The following is a 16,593-nucleotide window of genomic DNA, read 5'->3' as shown; positions in this document are numbered from 1 at the left end:
CCGCGTGAGGTCCGGGTTTAGGCGCTTATGTCCTTTGCATTGAATGCTTATGCACAACGGCGGCGGTGGCATTCTGCGCTCACCGGTGATTTTGTGGACCTGTTCTCATTGGTGCGCAAATCCCTGTTTTTCGTGATTTTTTCGTGAGTGTACGAAAAATGAACAGTTGCGTTTCACCTCTGAAACAGCCGTAGATATTGGATCCACGATAATTTCATCAACAGAGTTATCCACAGGCTGTGGCTTTTATGGGCGTTCCGCCAAGAGCAGGACATTACGCGGCGTCAGCGGGGTTTCGCAGAAGGTCCCGAGGCGAACGGTATAACCCTGATCGGCAAGGAAAAGGGCGCGATCGAGGACCAGCCAAAGCTCCAACGGACGTCGGAAAAGTCCGCGCAGCAGCTCCAGATTGCGCACGTGCGCCAAGCGTTGCCATCCAGCAGCTTCGACAGCGGACCAATCTTGCGAACCGACTGTGGATAAGTCTTTCAGTGCGGCCAGATGATGGCAGTACTCGGCGAAGGACTTGTCCAGCCAGGCACTCGGCAGGGAAGGGGTGGGCAGGTATTCATCGACGCCGCGCAATTGCCGTTGCAGCACGTCGAAACCCAGGCGCCGGGCCATGGAGGTGTCGCGTTGACGTCGTACGCGAGCGCCAGCGGTGACGGTTTCGCTCATGGGCAGGGCGAGATCGTCGAGGGACAGCTGTAGGTCAGATCGCAAACCGACCGAGGAAAGCGGCTGATAGGCCGGAAGATTGATCCGGTTATAACAGCACGGCGCGATGGCCAATTGTTTGCACCCCGCCGCGCTGGCGAGCTGGATCAACCGCACATGCAAATCACCGCAGGCGTGCAGCGCCACCGGTGTGTGATCAACAGTCAATAAATTCGCGGTGTCAGGCGCGAGCACATCCTGTTCGACGTGCCGCGCCCGCAATTGATGACGCTGGCTGAGTGCCTGTCCGCTGGCCACCAGGGCCGGGTCGTATTCCAGGCAGGTCAATTGTTGCCCGGTTTGCAGTAAACGCCGACCCAAGTGGCCCTTGCCCGAACACCAATCCAGCCAATGCTTCGGCGCTGCTGCAAAGGACAGGCGACTGGCGAACGCCTCGATTTGTTGCCACTTGCGTCCCGGTACATCGACGTTCAGCCGATGCCCGGCCGCTTGCAGCGAATGCGCCGGTAATTCACCCACAGAACTCAATTCAAGGGACAACGCCGCCAATGAAGCAAACGGCTCCGGCGCATGCAGCAAACAAGGTTGGTTATGAGCGAATTCTGCGTCGTCCAGTGACCGTTCCCGTAGCCAAAGTGCCAATTCCGGGTAGGACGTTTCCCAAGGCAGATGCAGATGAGTAAACGGACGCGGTTTCCACAGCGCTTGATGCTCGATCAGGAAAGCATCCAGCGCGGTGAAGCGGGCGAGCAGGGCCTCGCCCGTCAGCACGCGGGAGGAATCAACGCCCTTGGCAGGCATCGACGCGCAACCAGCGCTCCAGCAGCTTGAAGCCACGAACCAGTACGTAAGCCATCAACAGATAGAACATGCCCGCGGCGAAGAAGATCTCCACCGGCAGGTAGGTCCGGGCAATGATGGTGCGGGCCATGCCGGTCAACTCCAGCAGGGTCACGGTACTGGCCAGGGCGCTGGCCTTGAGCATCAGGATCACTTCGTTGCTGTAGGCCGGCAGGCCGATGCGCGCGGCTCGCGGCAGGATGATGTAGAACAGCGCTTTGGCGCGGGACATGCCCAACGCGCGCGCCGCTTCGATTTCACCCGGCGGAATCGCCTGGATCGCGCCGCGCAGGATCTCGGCGATGTAGGCCGCCGTGTGCAGGGTCATGGTCGCGGTGGCGCACCAGAACGGATCGCGCAGGTACGGCCACATCGGGCTGTTACGAATTGCATCGAACTGAGCCAGGCCGTAATAGACAAGGAACAACTGGACCAGCAACGGCGTGCCACGGAAAAAGAAGATGTAGCCGTAGGGAAATGCCCGCACGTACCAAAGCCGCGACGAACGCGCGATGCCCAACGGAATCGCCAGCAGCAAACCGGCGATCACGGCGATGGCCACCAGTTCCAGAGTCAGCGTTGCGCCTTGGGCCAGTTTCGGCAGCCACTTGATGATGACTTCCCAGTTCATTGGGTGCTCCTCGCGAAGCCGCGCGCGGCACGTCGTTCCATCAAGTGCATGCCGCTCATGGCGAGCACGGTCAGGCCCAGGTACATGAACGCGGCCACCATATAGAAGGTGAACGGTTGCTTGGACACGGTCACGCCAATTTGCGCGTGGCGCATGATTTCTTCCAGGCCGATGACCGATACCAGCGCGGTGTCTTTCATCAGAATCATGAACAGGTTGCCAAGGCCCGGCAGGGCGATGCGCCACATCTGCGGCATGATCAATTTGGTAAAGATGCGGAATTTCGACAGGCCCAACGCCACGCCGGCTTCACGGTGACCTTTGGGAATCGCCAGGATCGCGCCGCGAAACACTTCGGTGGCGTAGGCGCCAAAGCACAGGCCCAGCGCGATCACGCCGGCGGCGAAGGCATTGAGTTCGAGATCGGGATTCCCGAAAAACTCGCCCAGGGCACGCATCAGGTTGACCGTGCCGAAGTAGATCAACAGCACCCAGAGCAATTCCGGGATGCCGCGAACCAGTGTCGAATAAGTGCCGCCAAGCCATTGCAACGGCTTGTACGGGGATGTCTTGGCCAAGGCGCCGAGCAAACCGAGCACCAGCCCCAGACACAAGGCCGAGAGTGCCAGTTTCACAGTCATCAGCGCGCCAGCGGCGAGCGCCGGGCCGAATCCGTAGAGATCGATAGTCATGGGTTTCTTTTCAAATCGCGGCAGGCAATGCCATGGACTGGCGCCGTTAGCGAACGGCGCCGGTCCGGCAGGTCAGAATCAATAGATGCTGAACGGGAAGTACTTGTCGTTGATTTTCTTGTAGGTGCCGTCTTCGACGATTTCCTTCAGGGCGAGGTTCAGCTTCGCGAGGATCGGGTCGCCTTTACGTACCGCGATACCGATCTTGTCGCTTTCTTCTACCGGATCACCCTTGAATTCGTAGGACCGGCCGGCGTCGCTTTTCAGCCATTCGTAGTTGACGTACTTGTCCGCCAGGATGCCGTCCAGACGACCGGAGGTCAGGTCCAGGTAAGCGTTTTCCTGGGTGTCGTAGAGTTTGACTTGGACGCCGTCCATGTTGTCTTCCATCCAGGTGCCGGCGAGGGTCGCACGTTGTGCGCCGATCACTTTGCCTTGCAGGGAAGCCTTGTCGGTTTTGAACTCTTTGTCTTTAGGTGCGATGAACTGCAGCTTGTTCGAGTAGTACGGGGCGGTGAAGTCGACCGCTTGCTTGCGCTCGTCGGTGATCGACATCGAGGAGATCAGGAAGTCGAACTTCTTGGCGTTCAGGGCCGGGATGATGCCGTCCCAGTCGGAGGTCACCACGGTGCACTCGACTTTCATCTTGGCGCACAGAGCGTCGCCGATTTCCTTGTCGAAGCCGACGACATTGCCACTGGCATCTTTATTGTTGAACGGCGGGTAGGCCGCTTCGATGCCCATCTTCAGGGTTTCGGCCATGGCACCGGCGCTGAACGCCAGGGTGACGGCGGCCGCCAGGAAGACTTTTTTGAAGTTCTGCATGCGGGTAGCTCCGTTAGCGGTTGCTGGACATGAATTGTTTGCAGCGTGCCGAAAGCGGGTTGTCGAACACCTGCTGTGGCGATCCTTGTTCTTCTACCAGGCCCTGGTGGAGGAACACCACTTCGCTGGAGACCTGACGGGCAAAGCCCATTTCATGGGTCACGAGCAGCATGGTACGGCCTTCTTCGGCCAGGGCGCGGATGACATTAAGTACTTCCTGGACCATTTCCGGGTCAAGGGCGGAAGTCGGCTCGTCAAACAGGATCACCTTGGGTTGCATCGCCAACGTGCGGGCGATGGCCGCGCGTTGTTGCTGGCCGCCGGACAATTGCGCCGGGTAGGCATGGCGCTTGTCGGCGATACCGACCTTGGCCAGCAGGGCTTCGGCGACTTCGATGGCTTCGGCTTTGCTTTGACCGAGGACGCGACGCGGCGCTTCGATGATGTTGTCGAGCACGCTCATGTGCGGCCAGAGATTAAAGTTTTGAAACACAAAACCAATCTCGCTGCGCAGGCGGTTGATCTGCTTGCCATCGGCAGCGACCAGTTCGCCATTCTTCGCGGCTTTGAGTTTGAGTTCTTCGCCGGCCACCAGGATCTGGCCCTGGTGCGGGTTTTCCAGCAGGTTGATGCAACGCAGGAACGTGGACTTGCCGGAACCGGAAGAACCCAGGATCGAGATCACGTCGCCGTCGCGGGCGGTCAGCGAGATGCCTTTGAGCACCTCAAGCTGTCCGTAGCGTTTGTGCAAGTTGCGGATTTCAAGCGCGGGCGTGGCCTCAGCCATGTGCGTTCCTCATAGTGTTTCGCTCCTGCTGTTGGCGGCCTTCCTGGCGAGGCGGCCAAGCTAGCATAGCGTTCGAATGGCAGCCAACAGCGCTACGGGCGGTAAACGGACGTGACGTGGCAGGTTGTCGCATCGCTACAGCAGACTGTCGCGCTGCTATCAACCGAACAGCCGTTTGAACCAGATACCCGGCGGGTGTCGCGTAAAAAAGGGCGCGATGTTGCCAGCTTTGGCGGGGGGTTGGAAGCGCTAACCGGCCAAACGTTCCTGATCTGCACTTTTATTGTGCGTCGAGCATTTTCCTGGGGTGTTTCCGGTGCGCGGATTCGTCCTTGAAAGTGAGTCGCAGGGTAACGCCTTGGCAAAGTGCCATTATTTTCAATGGGTTGCGATGACTGTCCGGTCTGGACGAGATCACCGTGATAGACGGTGTTGAAACATTTTGGCGCAATTATTGCGTACAGAATCCAGAACGCCCCGTTGGTTTCTTTTTACGAGAGAGAAATCGAGGCGGGATGCACGCATTCGCTTTTCCTTACAAAGGTAGTTTCAATGAGCAGTACCCCAAGCTCCAATGGCCTCGAACAGGGGCTCAAACCGCGTCATGTGACCATGCTGTCGATTGCCGGGGTAATCGGCGCCGGCTTGTTCGTAGGCTCGGGTCACGCCATCGCCGCCGCAGGCCCGGCCGTGCTGTTGGCTTACGCCGCCGCCGGTATGCTGGTCGTGCTGGTGATGCGCATGCTCGGCGAAATGGCTGTTGCCTCGCCGGACACCGGTTCCTTCTCGACATATGCCGATCGCGCGATCGGTCACTGGGCCGGTTTCACCATCGGCTGGTTGTACTGGTGGTTCTGGGTATTGGTAATCCCGTTGGAAGCCAACGCCGCCGCGACCATCCTGCACGCCTGGTTCCCGAACGTGGCGATCTGGGCGTTCACGCTGATCATCACCTTGCTGCTGACGGTGACTAACCTGTTCAGCGTAAAAAACTACGGTGAGTTCGAATTCTGGTTCGCCCTGATCAAGGTCGTGGCGATCATCGGTTTCATCGCCCTCGGCGTAATGGCGATCTTCGGCTTCTTGCCGAGCAGCCAGGTCAGCGGCGTTTCGCACCTGTTCGACACCCAGGGCTTCCTGCCAAACGGCATGGGCGCGGTACTGGGCGCGATCCTGACCACCATGTTCTCCTTCATGGGCACCGAGATCGTGACCATCGCGGCCGCGGAATCGAAGAACCCGGGCCAGCAAATCTCCAAGGCCACCAATTCGGTGATCTGGCGGATCGGCTTGTTCTACCTCGTATCGATTTTCATCGTGGTAGCCCTGGTGCCATGGAACGACCCGATCCTGGCCAGCGTTGGTTCGTACCAGACTGTGCTGGAGCGCATGGGCATCCCGAATGCCAAGCTGATCGTCGACATCGTGGTGCTGGTTGCTGTGACCAGCTGCCTTAACTCGGCGCTGTACACCGCTTCGCGCATGATGTTTTCCCTGGGCAAGCGCGGTGATGCACCGGCCGTTTCCCAGCGCACCAACAAGAGCGGCACCCCGTACTGGGCCGTCATGCTGTCCACCGGCGCTGCGTTCCTTGCGGTATTCGCCAACTACGTGGCCCCGGCCGCGGTGTTCGAATTCCTGCTGGCCAGCTCCGGCGCCATCGCGTTGCTGGTGTACCTGGTGATCGCCATTTCGCAACTGCGCATGCGCAAACAGCGCATGGCTCGCGGTGAAAAAATCGCCTTCAGCATGTGGCTGTTCCCGGGCCTGACCTACGCGGTGATCATTTTCATCGTGGCGGCCCTGACCATCATGTTGTTCCAGGAAGCGCATCGCGTGGAGATTCTCGCGACCGGCCTGTTGGCGCTATTGGTCGTCGCGGCAGGCGTGCTGGTTGCACGCCGTCGTCACAATGAGAAGCTGAGCGCAGCCTTGGCGCGCTGAGATCTGACTCACGCCAATTGTTGTTGAAGCACCGAAACGACCGCCATCAGAGATGATCGCGGTCGTTTTTTTTGCCTTTCATTCAGATGCTTTATTGGGTAGCAAGCGGATAGACACGATGATGGCTAGATAGTAGCCTTTGCACCGAATGTGTATCCCGCTGTTACGGGATGCGATGGAGTTTCAGGACACGGATTGTTCGACGCCCTCAGCCTTCCCGGCTAAAAGCCTCCCGACCTTTTCTTGCCTGCTCCTTCATCTGCGGTGTGTTCACAGATGCATTTGCGTGTGCCTGCCGTTCAAGCGGTAGATCGGAATCAGCGCTGCATGGAGCTAGCCCGGCCATTCAGCCAACCCATTGGGGCATCAAGGAGACAGGCATGGCGTTTACATCGGTTGTGTTTAAAAACCCGAATACCGGTGCCATGAAAGAAGCGCCAATCGGCTTCTCGTGGACCGTATTTTTCTTTGGCTTTTTCCCGGCCTTGTTCCGTGGTGACTTCAAGTGGGCAGCGATCATGTTCGTCGTGGCCTGCTTCACCTTCAGCCTCAGCAACCTCGTGTTCATGTTCATCTACAACAAGCTGTACGTGAAGGACCTGATCAATGACGGTTACAAGGCTCAGTCCATCGCCAAAGGCGAACTGGGCTATGCCAGTGCCAAGCTTGGCTTTGATATCCCGCGTCTGGAAGGTGTTGCTGCCTGATTGTTGATTTGAAGGCGTGAAAAAAAACGGCCGCTGTCAGTGATGACGAGCGGCCGTTTTTTGTTTGAGTGGCTGTGTCCGGCTCAAGCGGGGTGAACCCAGTCTTCTACACGCAGTCCTGGGACCCGTTCGAACTCGCGCAGGTTGTTTGTTACAACAATGAGCCCGCGTGAACGGGCATGTCCCGAAATCATAGAGTCGTACGGGCCAATGGGTGTGCCCGCCCTTGCCAGCTCTGACCGAATCATTCCTGTGTGCGCGGCCGCGTCATTGTCGAAAGGCAAGACCTCAAGGCGTGCAGCGAAGCTCTCGACCACCGCCAGATTCTTTTCGGGAGCCGCAGATTTTTCGGCACCGTAGATCAACTCCATCAACGTGACTGCACTGATGCACAACTGCCCGTCGTGAAGGTTGAAAGCTTCTCTTACGATTTGCGGTTTGTTTTTGATGGTGAAGATGCAGATGTTGGTATCGAGCATGAACTTGATCATCAGAACGACTCACGCTCCTGTTCGAAGGGTTGGTCGCGGTCAGTCATAAAGTCTGCGCTTACGCTATCTCCATCGAACCAGCTATCCCAAGTTTCGTCCGCTGGGGTGATGATGCGGGCCCTGCCGATGGCAACTACGTTGACTCGTTTTACATCGCTTGGCATGGCTACAGCTTTCGGAAGACGGACAGCCTGGCTTCGATTACTCATGAAAAGGGTGGTCTGTTCCATTTTTGGCCTCCGGCTTTTTTGGGTGTGTTGTGAGTCCAAAGAATAGATTTAAAAAGGGATATGTCAATGGGATATACCGATCCGCTGATGAGAGGTAGCGGGCGGGTCCTTTTGGAATGGTTTCCATAAAAAACGGCCGCTGTCAGTGATGACGAGCGGCCGTTTTTTGTTTCTGCCAAGCGTTTATTCGCTCTTTTCTTCCTGCGCATCCAGCGCCTGACGATAGCTGTCCAGCGCATGACCGAAGTCGGTGATGAACTGCGGCTCGGTCAGCCAGGCCTGAGCGGTTTCCCGGTCCATGCCATCAGCCCACATGCGGTAGTCGAGCAGCATGTCGGCGGCCAGGTGGGTGGCGGCCATGGCTTCGTTGTCAGCGTTTTCCATGTCCAGCAAGTCTGGATGGTCGCTGATGATGCCGGCGAGGTCCGACAGCAGGACCTGAAGCATGTCGCTGCGGCTGGTGGCTTCGGCGTCGTGCATCTTGCTGAACATCGCCAGGGTGTATTCCGGGATCGGCTCGCCGATTTCGTCCAGGTCATCGTCCAGCGCGGCAGGTTTGCGGCCGTGGATGTTGATTTGCTTGGCTTTGGCCTTTGCGCGCTTGGCGCGTTTTTGTTGCTTGTTCAGGGATGCCATGGGAGCTCAGTTTGCTTTCTGTTGGGTTTGCGCGGCGATGCTATCGGACGCCGCGACATAGTCAGCCTGGAAGGCTGGTGATTCGATCCACGCCAGGGCACCGGCCTCGTCGACTTCGGTCGACCATTGGCGGTACTCGATCAGCGCGGCGAGAATGAAGTCCATCGCACCTTCTTCGCCTTCCTGTTCATAGACCAATTCCAGCAGCGGGTCTTCCAGGAACGCCAGGCACATTGCTTGCTGGCTGGTCTTTTCGGCGTCGATCATTTTCTTGAACAGCTCGGTCAGGTCCACCGATTCGAAGTCGATGCGATCGTCGTTCGGGTCCAGCTCGACCGGCGCGGCGGCACGCTGGGTGCGGTTCTGCTTGGCCTTGGCTTTGGCGCGGGAGGCGCGTTTGTTTTGCTTGTTGGCGGAGGCCATGGACGTCGTTCCGTAATTTTTTGAGAGGGCTCAGCTGCGCGGGACTCGCCGCCCGGGTGTGTCGGGGGCCAGTTCGGCGTTTTGCAGCCAGTACAATGCAATGGGCCATAGTGTGGCTTGGTATGCGCTGCGAAAAAAGGCGAAATGTCCGACTTCTTCTTCGCCGATGTCTTGCGGGGTGATTCGCAGATGGGTGCGGGTGCTTTGAGTGAAGTAGCCGAGTAGGCGTTCGATGGCCGAAATCGTACCGTAAGGATCGTCGCTGACGCTGATCGCGAGGATATTTGCGCCGACGCGTTCGAAGGGTAATCGACCGCTTCCGAGATGCAGGCGCCGACCGCTGGGGCGTGTTTCAAAGCGGTCGGTCGGTGTGCTCCAGTCACGAACCACGCCGGCGGGCGTGTCTTCCAGCCAGCCGAGGCGTTTGCCGGGGAAGTAGCCGTGAAACATCGTCATCAACGGCATCACCACGTGCCATTTGCCGAACATCCGCCAGCGATGGGCGGGCGCATAGTCGCGCCAGTAAGCGAATTGCGCGCCGACCGTCACCATCCGTCGAATGACATGCCCGGACGCTCCCAGGCCCGCTGCACAGCCGCCAAAGCTGTGGCCGATGACATCGATGGGCTGGCCGGGGAATTCACGCTCAGCGCGCTTGAGCATCGCCTCAAAGTCCAGCGCACCCCAGTCGGTCCATGAGGCGTCGAGGTTTTTCAGCGAGGCGGGACGAGATTCGCCGATGCCCCGGTAATCGTAGGTAATGACATCGAACCCGTTGGCGAACAGGTAATCGGCAAAACGCGAGTAATGGCGGCAGCGCACCGAGGTGGCGGCGTTGATGATCACGACGGGTCGGGCCGGGTCTTGCGCGGTGTGCCGCCAGGTGAAGCCACCGAGGATGAAGCCGTCTGCGGCGGTCTCCTTGAAGGGGGCGCCGGGTGGGGTGGCAGGCAATGGCCGCTCGATCTGAGCAGGCGCCAGTGCAGGCGTGTCCTTGAAATTCATCGATGACGTACCTTTGCGCGTAGCTGCCAACGATAGACTTCATGACGGTTTCGGACAATCCACCCATTTTTATCGGCGTTTCTTGACCAGCCGATCCTCAAGCAGGACCCGTTCCCGATCCAGCTCCACTCGAAGTTCCTCTTCACTCGGCAGCACCCGTTTGTACTTGCTGGCGAACAGTTGCTCATGGCCCTCCAGTACCGAAAAGCGCTCCCTGACAGTGGACCGATCACGACTCGCCAGCAGACGTTCGTAATACAGCGTGTTGATCTGACGCTCAAGGGCGCGGCTTGACCAGTTCTGGTGGGCTGATTCGTTCATGTACCACTGACGGGCATGGTCGTTGTCGACGCGCAGAAGCCTTCGGTAATGGGTCCAGCTCAATTCGTGACGCAGTGCGTCACAAATCGGGAAGGCTTGATAGAACTGGCGCATGTAGCGGAGGTTGGATGCGTCAAAACCTTTCCCAAACTTGGCGGTTAGGGCTTTGGCCAACGACGCCAACAACTGCTTCCCATACCCGCCCTACGAGCCCCCTCCTGCTCGAACTCAACGATATGCCGCCCGATCTGCCAACAGGTTTGCACTTGCGCCGTATCGACCGCTCGCAACGCTTTCAGGCGTGCCTGGCGGATCAGTTCGCCAAGGTTGTCCACCAATGAGGTGAGTGGCGAATCTTGAGTGTTATCGGGTTTGACGAGGGTCATGAAGTCTTCCGCGGCTGGAGAAGCAGGCGAAAGAGGATGCCAAGCGTGCATGGGGTAGCGATGCAGTACGCCGCTGCCAATCCGGAAGGAAATACCGGATACGTTTTGCAGGACCAAGCCGATGACGGGACGTGTTTGTGGAATACAGGGTGTAGTCCGTTTCGCAGTGAACCCAAGATCGAATCAATCTAAAACCGGAACCGCGTCCAGGAAATCAAAACTCAAGGGAATGAGAGGGTTCTGAGGAGCCCGGGAGTCGTCATCATGAAATACGTCCATGCCTTCATGTTGTCCTTTGTTGCTGTCGGTGTCCTGGCGTTTCCGGCGATGTTGAATGCCGCCAGCCTTGACCCTGTTGATGCTACTGGCGTGCAAGTTCAACGGCAGGAACAAAACGGGATTTCTTACCTCTCCGGCGGTATCGGCGAGGATGAGGCAAAAGCCATCCAGCAAACGACTGGCTACAACCTGCACATGACCTTCTCGGTCGGTCCGCAAGACGAATACATTCCGGACGTGCAGTTGCTGGTTCAGAACGCTAAAGGGCCGGTGCTGACGCTGAGTCAGGCGGGTCCTCTGGTTTATGTCCAATTACCTGCCGGCAAGTACACGGTCGTGGCAACGCGCAACGGTGAAGCGAAACGTGACACGACGGATATCGGCAGTGCTGGCGCGAGGAATCTGGTGTTCCACTGGAACAGTAGCGAATGAGGGAGGCTGCAGATTAGACGGGCAGCCACTAGGGGCTGCCCGCCCATTACCCTGAATCAGGCTTGTGTTGTCGAGCCACGCAGGATCAGTTGCTTGCGTTGCTCTTCAGGCAGGTCGTTGATGCAGTAGTTGATGTAGAAAACATTCAGGAAGAACGTGTAGAACGCGTTCATCCGCAGATCGATTTTGTGTTCGCTGAGGGCGTATTCCGACAGTGCATTCTTGGCTTTGAACGCCCAGACGATGTACAGCGCGTTGGTTGCAATGATCAGAATGCCAGACAGTGCATCGAACAGTACTTCACCCGAATTGGACAAAGCACCGCTCCAGCCAAGGCAGACGGCCAGCCAGATGATGTAGGTGTTATCGACCAGTTTGATTTTGGTGGTTTCGCTGATTTTCTGATTGGTTCTGACCAGCCACAGCAACAGGTACAGCCCAACGGTTGCGGCCGACAGCAAAACCATATTCAAGGTTTTAGTGTTGATCTTGTCTTTGAGTTCATTGATGTCAGACATAACTGTTCCATGTTCAGGATTTCGAGAGGAGAGCGTGCTTGCAAGACTGGCTACACAGGTCCAACAGGGGAGGTCAGTGTTTTGCGGGGAGGGGGTAAAAAGCACGCACTCCATGCGCTGTCTCGATCCTGTATCGACTGATTCGGATGCGGGGGCATCGGCACCAATGTAGGTCGTCTTCCATGTAACGGAAAAATAATAGCACGGAGCCATCATTGGGCTAGAGCAATAAGGAGGGATTTGTTTTTCAGAGGGGAGCGCTGCAGGTTTCAGGCGGTTATCAAATCGCAGGCATAAAAAAACCCTGAATCTTGCGATTCAGGGTTTTCGGTATTTGGTGCCCAGAGACGGAATCGAACCGCCGACACGGGGATTTTCAATCCCCTGCTCTACCGACTGAGCTATCTGGGCAACGGGGCGCATTAAACTGGTTTTTCAGGGGGTCGTCAACAAACTTTTCAAAAAAAATTTAATTATTACCGTCGCTTACGATCCGCCCCCCGAGAAATCGGGATTATTCAGCCGGCGGCACGTAGCCGTCAGCCTTGGCGTATTCCTCGCCGGAGAAGTACTTGTCCATCTCGCCCTGAAGATATTTGCGGTCTTCGGCGTTCATCATGTTCAGGCGTTTTTCGTTGATCAGCAGGGTCTGGTGCTTTTGCCAGTCGGCCCAGGCCTTGGCCGAGACATGGTCAAAAATGTCTTGGCCTTTTGCGCCCGGGAAGGGAGCGCGTTCCAGGGCGGGCAATTCTTCTTTGTACTTGCGGCACATGATGGTGCGGGTCATGACAATTCTCCTGCGTTCAATACGGCGGCCGCGCGTTCGAGCAAGGTTTTGACCGGGGCGGCAAGGCCCAGGCGCGGCGGGGTGGCGAGGTTATACCAGAGCCAGTCGGCCTCGGCCACGTGATGGCCGGCCTCCTGGACATGGACCAGCCAGGGTTCGATGGACAATTGAAAATGGCTGAACGTGTGCACCAGGCTCGGTAGCGCCTGTTGGCTGCCCAGTTCCAGCGAGTGTTGCGCGGCCAGATGGTGCAGGTCGTCGAGGTCATCGAGCTCCGGCAAACTCCAGAGACCGCCCCACAGGCCCGTGGAAGGCCGCCGGTAAAGCAGAACCGCGCCTTCGCCGTTGGCGAGCATCGGCATCAGCGTGCGCTTCTGTGGCACGGTTTTACGCGGTTTGGGGATGGGGTAGCGGGTTTCCAGGCCGAGCATGTGCGCTTCGCAGCCCTTTTCCAGCGGGCAGAGCAGGCAACTCGGTTTGCTGCGCGTACACAGCGTGGCGCCCAGGTCCATCATCGCCTGGGTGTAGGCGTTGACCCGATCATGCGGCGTAAAGCGCTCAGCGTTCGCCCATAGCTGTTTGGCGACCTTCGGCTCCCCCGGGTAACCCTCTTGCGCAGTAAAGCGCGCCAGGACGCGTTTGACGTTGCCATCGAGGATCGGCGCCCGCAGGCCCATGCTCAGGCTGGCGATGGCGCCCGCCGTCGACAGGCCGATGCCGGGCAATTCAACCAGTTTTTCAACGTCGCGGGGAAACTCGCCAGCGTAGTCAGCGACAACAATCTTCGCGGTCTTCTGCAGATTGCGTGCGCGAGTGTAGTAACCCAGGCCGGTCCACAGGTGCAGCACTTCGTCTTCCGGCGCTGCGGCCAGGGCTTCGACCGTCGGCAACGAAGCCATGAAGCGGTCGAAGTAATTCAACACGGTGCTGACCTGGGTTTGCTGCAACATGATTTCCGAGACCCACACCCGATACGGGGTGATGCCTTGTTGCCAGGGCAAATCGTGGCGGCCGTGGCGGTCGTACCAATCCAGCACCGCCGTTGAAAACTGCTCGGCTTTCATCGCTTGAACAGCCCCTTCAATGCGTTTTTCAGTTCGGGACTGACCTTGTCGCCCAGCTTCTCGTCGATTTTTTCGCTGATCTTGTCGCCCGCCATTTTGCTCGCGACCTGACCCATGCGTTCGTTATCCAGACGGCAGGCCTTGGCACCAAGTTCCAGCGGACCCCGGCAACGCAGTGGCCACTCGACACCGACAAACTTGTCGCCGACCTGGCAAGCCGGGTCCGGCATGGCGCTGGTGTCGCCTTCGACGATGATGCCCACGCGGTAATCCATGCCCAGCACGCGCAGGTCGACGTCACCGTCGCCATTCACGGTCATGCCCGGGATGCGTACTTTCAGGTCCGGGTTGCTGGCCACGCCGTTACGGAAGGTCAGGTTGCCCTTGAGTTCCTGGAACGGCGTGTCCTTGCCCCGAGGCTCGCCGCTGAGGGTTTTGCGATTCAGGGTGGCGATGCCTTTGCACAGCTGTTGCTCAAGGTTGGCATTGAGCAGCACGCCGTTGTTGATGACGAAACTGGCGGTGCCGTTGAGGCTGTCGATCAGCGCTTTCTGGCTGTTACCGCTGCCGGTCAGCGCACTGTTGAGCGTCACCAGGCCTTTGACCGGTGGATTCTTGCCCTGGCTTTCGAGGATTTTTTCCACTGGTACTTTGCTGATGCGCGTCTGCATGTTCAGCGCAGGAACCTGCTGGCGCACATCGAGGGTGCCCTTGGCTTCGAAGTTGCCCTCGTACAGATCGCCGCGCAGGTTCTCCAGGGTCAGCAGGCCTCCCTGGCCGGTGGCCTTGAGCGCCGCGTTGTTGATCGGCAGCTTGTCGAGGGTCAACTGGCCAAAGGTCAGGTCGGCGTCCACGTCGAGCTTGCTCAAGCGCTCGACCGGCAGCAGGCGTTCGGTGCTCCAGGCTGTCTTGGTCGGCGACTCCGGCAGCGGTGTGCTGCCCGCGCCGGCCATGGCGTCGGCCTCGGTGCTGGCGACTTCGGCCTGACGCACTTGTGTCGCGCTGTTGGCTTCGGCGGATTTGGGTGGCAGATAGCGGTCGACGTTGAACGTGTCCGCCTTGAGGGCCGCGCGCAGCGATTGCTTGGCGAAGTCTTCGACAGCGATTCGGCCGCTGAAGGTGCTGTCATCGATTTTCAGGTTGATGTTGTCGAACGACACGCTGGTCGGCGTGCCGGCCACACGGCTGACCAGTTCGACTTTGCTCAGGCTGCCTTCGGCCATCGCTGGCAGTTTCTGGCCGATGCTGTCGACAAATTTCGCCAGGTCGAACTGGGCAATCGAAATGCCGCCACTGATCTGTGGGGTCTTGTCGAGGTCGTTGACCTTGAGCTCACCCAGTGCGCGCAGTTGGTTGGCGGAAATCTTGATGCCGGTCCATTCGGCGACGTTCGCCGCCTTATCCAGCAGCAATTGCCCTTGCGCCGCGAAGGTCATGGTCTTGCCCTGCAGCGGATCCCCTGCGACTTCGCCGGACAGTTTCATGTCTTCAAACTTGTAGCGCTGCAAGGCGCGTTCGAAACGCAGCTCGCCATTGAGCTCGGTGCGCACTCGCAGAACCGGTTGGTTGGTGCCCAGGAACGCGGTGAGTTTGACGGGAATATTGGTCGAGTCGTGGACCGGACCGGTGCTGAGCTGAATGCTCTCGGCGCTGAACTGCTTGCCCGTCTGCTCGTCGTTGTACTCAACGCGGGCGTTGTTGACGGTCAGGCTGTCGATGTCCAGACGAACGGGCTGGGCCGGTTTTTCCACTTGAACGGTGGTTTCCGGTGCCGGTTCGCCAGGAGTGGCCGGTGTCGTGGCCGCAGTGGCTGGCGCCGGAACCTTGCCGACGTCCTGCCAGTTGCCATGGCCGTCCTTGTCGCGGGTCAGGCGCAGGTTCAGGCCTTCGACGCGGACATCGCTCATTTGCACTTCGCGGCGCAGCAGCGGCAACACGCGCACCGACAGGCCGAGCATCTGCAAGTCGGCAAACGGCTCTGTCGGTTTGACCAGGGTCGCAACACTGGCGTCGTGCAACTCCAGGCCCAGCCACGGGAACAGGCTCCAGCCGATGTCGCCATTGAGCGTCAGCTCGATGTGGGCCTTGTCGCGGGCAATCTGGCGAATCTCGTCTTTATAGTCGTTGGGATCGAAGAGGTGGGTCAGGGCAAAGCCCAGCGCCACAATGATCAGCAACAGCCCGAGAAGTACCAGACCCAGGATTTTGCCGAACGCTTTCATGGGCGAGTCCTTGTAGTTAGTCAAATTCGAAATTTAGCCGGGGAGTATAGCGCTCCAATGCGGACGACCGGTCAGGCGATCACGCTGGTAACACATCCAGCGGCAGTTTCAGCTTGGCCGCCAGCGCCTGGGCTTCGAGATGCCCGGCGGGAGCCAGCAGGCGCAGGGTGGCGCCCGAATCAGAGGCCAATTTCTGCGCTTCGCTCACCAGCCGCTCGGCGACACCACGGCGTCGGGTAATTTTTCGTACGCAAAGTTGGGACAAGTGCCAAACGTCCTGGTGCCGTTGCAAACGCGCTGCGCCCAGCAGTCGATCATTGAAGCGTCCGGCGATCAGCGAACCGTCCCGCAAACAGCTTTCGATCAGCTGTACATCCCCGGAAAACGGGGCGTACAGCCAGTCCGGAGCGTCGCGGTAAATCTTCTGCAGATCTTGCTGATCCTGATAAGTGACCTCGTTCAGCGGTTCGACAATGATCGGCATGGCGTCTCCTTAAAGAGGTACGAGAACAGATGACTTACAAAAGGTGATATCAGTTTGGTTTTTCTGTCACGTGCAAATGGTAACCTTTGCCCGTTCGTCCGTCCCGCTGCGACCCGATGTCGCACAAAAAGGCACTTCACTCAACAAAACGGTCATGCGTGCGCATAAAGGCCGGGGGTGAGGAGTGGCTGGCGAACCCTACTAATAATTG

General features: G+C 58.4%; 18 protein-coding genes, 1 tRNA gene and 1 pseudogene. 3 read left to right on the top strand and 17 right to left on the bottom strand.

Features of this window, described 5'->3' with window-relative positions:
• Window positions 1–246 precede the first annotated feature (246 nt).
• The 5 genes from AB4N43_RS15165 to AB4N43_RS15145 form a co-directional block, all read right to left on the bottom strand.
• Window positions 247–1,479: a methyltransferase gene (locus tag AB4N43_RS15165; protein ID WP_460151609.1), complete on the bottom strand. Its 1,233-nt coding sequence runs from the start codon at window positions 1,477–1,479 to the stop codon at window positions 247–249.
• On the bottom strand, window positions 1,460–2,149 hold the full coding sequence (locus tag AB4N43_RS15160) for an ABC transporter permease (RefSeq protein WP_027922192.1): 690 nt from the start codon (window positions 2,147–2,149) through the stop codon (window positions 1,460–1,462). The genes AB4N43_RS15165 and AB4N43_RS15160 overlap by 20 nt, the downstream gene beginning before the upstream one ends.
• Window positions 2,146–2,841: an ABC transporter permease gene (locus tag AB4N43_RS15155; protein ID WP_027922191.1), complete on the bottom strand. Its 696-nt coding sequence runs from the start codon at window positions 2,839–2,841 to the stop codon at window positions 2,146–2,148. Before AB4N43_RS15155 ends, AB4N43_RS15160 begins: the two co-directional genes overlap by 4 nt.
• Before the next feature lie 78 nt (window positions 2,842–2,919).
• Entirely contained in the window at window positions 2,920–3,666 is a 747-nt protein-coding gene (locus AB4N43_RS15150; RefSeq protein ID WP_027922190.1) for an ABC transporter substrate-binding protein, read from the bottom strand.
• A 13-nt stretch (window positions 3,667–3,679) separates the two neighbouring features.
• Window positions 3,680–4,453, bottom strand: a complete 774-nt coding sequence (locus AB4N43_RS15145) for an ABC transporter ATP-binding protein (RefSeq protein ID WP_027922189.1) — start codon at window positions 4,451–4,453, stop codon at window positions 3,680–3,682.
• Between the two features lie 552 nt (window positions 4,454–5,005).
• Between AB4N43_RS15145 and gabP the strand changes: the two genes are divergently transcribed.
• Both gabP and AB4N43_RS15135 read left to right on the top strand, forming a co-directional pair.
• Window positions 5,006–6,397, top strand: a complete 1,392-nt coding sequence (gene gabP / locus AB4N43_RS15140; protein ID WP_027922188.1) for a GABA permease — start codon at window positions 5,006–5,008, stop codon at window positions 6,395–6,397.
• A gap of 380 nt (window positions 6,398–6,777) precedes the next feature.
• The gene (locus AB4N43_RS15135) at window positions 6,778–7,104 is read left to right on the top strand and encodes a hypothetical protein (RefSeq protein WP_027922187.1); all 327 of its coding nucleotides are present in this window, start codon (window positions 6,778–6,780) and stop codon (window positions 7,102–7,104) included.
• Between the two features lie 83 nt (window positions 7,105–7,187).
• Here AB4N43_RS15135 and vapC read toward each other — a convergent pair whose 3' ends face one another.
• From vapC to AB4N43_RS15105, 6 genes and pseudogenes are all read right to left on the bottom strand, one after another.
• Complete coding sequence (gene vapC, locus AB4N43_RS15130) at window positions 7,188–7,595, bottom strand: type II toxin-antitoxin system tRNA(fMet)-specific endonuclease VapC (protein WP_460151605.1); 408 nt, start codon at window positions 7,593–7,595, stop codon at window positions 7,188–7,190.
• Window positions 7,595–7,825 carry a type II toxin-antitoxin system VapB family antitoxin gene (gene vapB, locus AB4N43_RS15125; protein ID WP_194940893.1) on the bottom strand — a complete coding sequence of 77 codons (231 nt, stop codon included), beginning with the start codon at window positions 7,823–7,825 and terminating at the stop codon, window positions 7,595–7,597. Before vapB ends, vapC begins: the two co-directional genes overlap by 1 nt.
• A 183-nt stretch (window positions 7,826–8,008) precedes the next feature.
• A complete protein-coding gene (locus tag AB4N43_RS15120; protein WP_027922184.1) occupies window positions 8,009–8,461 on the bottom strand; it encodes a hypothetical protein in 453 nt (150 codons plus the stop codon).
• 6 nt (window positions 8,462–8,467) lie between these two features.
• Entirely contained in the window at window positions 8,468–8,884 is a 417-nt protein-coding gene (locus tag AB4N43_RS15115) for a hypothetical protein (protein ID WP_027922183.1), read from the bottom strand.
• A 30-nt stretch (window positions 8,885–8,914) separates the two neighbouring features.
• Complete coding sequence (locus AB4N43_RS15110; protein WP_027922182.1) at window positions 8,915–9,889, bottom strand: alpha/beta hydrolase family protein; 975 nt, start codon at window positions 9,887–9,889, stop codon at window positions 8,915–8,917.
• A gap of 69 nt (window positions 9,890–9,958) precedes the next feature.
• A pseudogene (locus AB4N43_RS15105) lies at window positions 9,959–10,596 on the bottom strand (DUF1016 N-terminal domain-containing protein).
• 264 nt (window positions 10,597–10,860) lie between these two features.
• Here AB4N43_RS15105 and AB4N43_RS15100 point away from each other — a divergent pair.
• A complete protein-coding gene (locus tag AB4N43_RS15100; RefSeq protein ID WP_027922181.1) occupies window positions 10,861–11,307 on the top strand; it encodes a hypothetical protein in 447 nt (148 codons plus the stop codon).
• A gap of 56 nt (window positions 11,308–11,363) precedes the next feature.
• On the opposite strand, the gene AB4N43_RS15095 is transcribed toward AB4N43_RS15100, so the two are convergent.
• From AB4N43_RS15095 to AB4N43_RS15070, 6 genes are all read right to left on the bottom strand, one after another.
• Complete coding sequence (locus AB4N43_RS15095) at window positions 11,364–11,825, bottom strand: DUF4234 domain-containing protein (protein ID WP_027922180.1); 462 nt, start codon at window positions 11,823–11,825, stop codon at window positions 11,364–11,366.
• A 335-nt stretch (window positions 11,826–12,160) separates the two neighbouring features.
• Window positions 12,161–12,236: transfer RNA gene (locus tag AB4N43_RS15090), tRNA-Phe, on the bottom strand.
• A 103-nt stretch (window positions 12,237–12,339) separates the two neighbouring features.
• The gene (locus tag AB4N43_RS15085; RefSeq protein WP_010464608.1) at window positions 12,340–12,612 is read right to left on the bottom strand and encodes an oxidative damage protection protein; all 273 of its coding nucleotides are present in this window, start codon (window positions 12,610–12,612) and stop codon (window positions 12,340–12,342) included.
• On the bottom strand, window positions 12,609–13,676 hold the full coding sequence (gene mutY / locus AB4N43_RS15080) for an A/G-specific adenine glycosylase (RefSeq protein WP_059181797.1): 1,068 nt from the start codon (window positions 13,674–13,676) through the stop codon (window positions 12,609–12,611). The genes AB4N43_RS15085 and mutY overlap by 4 nt, the downstream gene beginning before the upstream one ends.
• Window positions 13,673–15,898 carry an AsmA family protein gene (locus AB4N43_RS15075; protein ID WP_059181796.1) on the bottom strand — a complete coding sequence of 742 codons (2,226 nt, stop codon included), beginning with the start codon at window positions 15,896–15,898 and terminating at the stop codon, window positions 13,673–13,675. Before AB4N43_RS15075 ends, mutY begins: the two co-directional genes overlap by 4 nt.
• Window positions 15,899–15,977: 79 nt before the next feature.
• Window positions 15,978–16,382 carry an acetyl-CoA sensor PanZ family protein gene (locus AB4N43_RS15070; RefSeq protein ID WP_027922177.1) on the bottom strand — a complete coding sequence of 135 codons (405 nt, stop codon included), beginning with the start codon at window positions 16,380–16,382 and terminating at the stop codon, window positions 15,978–15,980.
• Between the last annotated feature and the right edge of the window lie 211 nt (window positions 16,383–16,593).

The organism is Pseudomonas sp. S2_B07 (assembly GCF_054668435.1).
The sequence above is the reverse complement of the archived record's forward strand: the minus strand, read 5'-3'. Positions and strand labels throughout refer to the sequence as shown.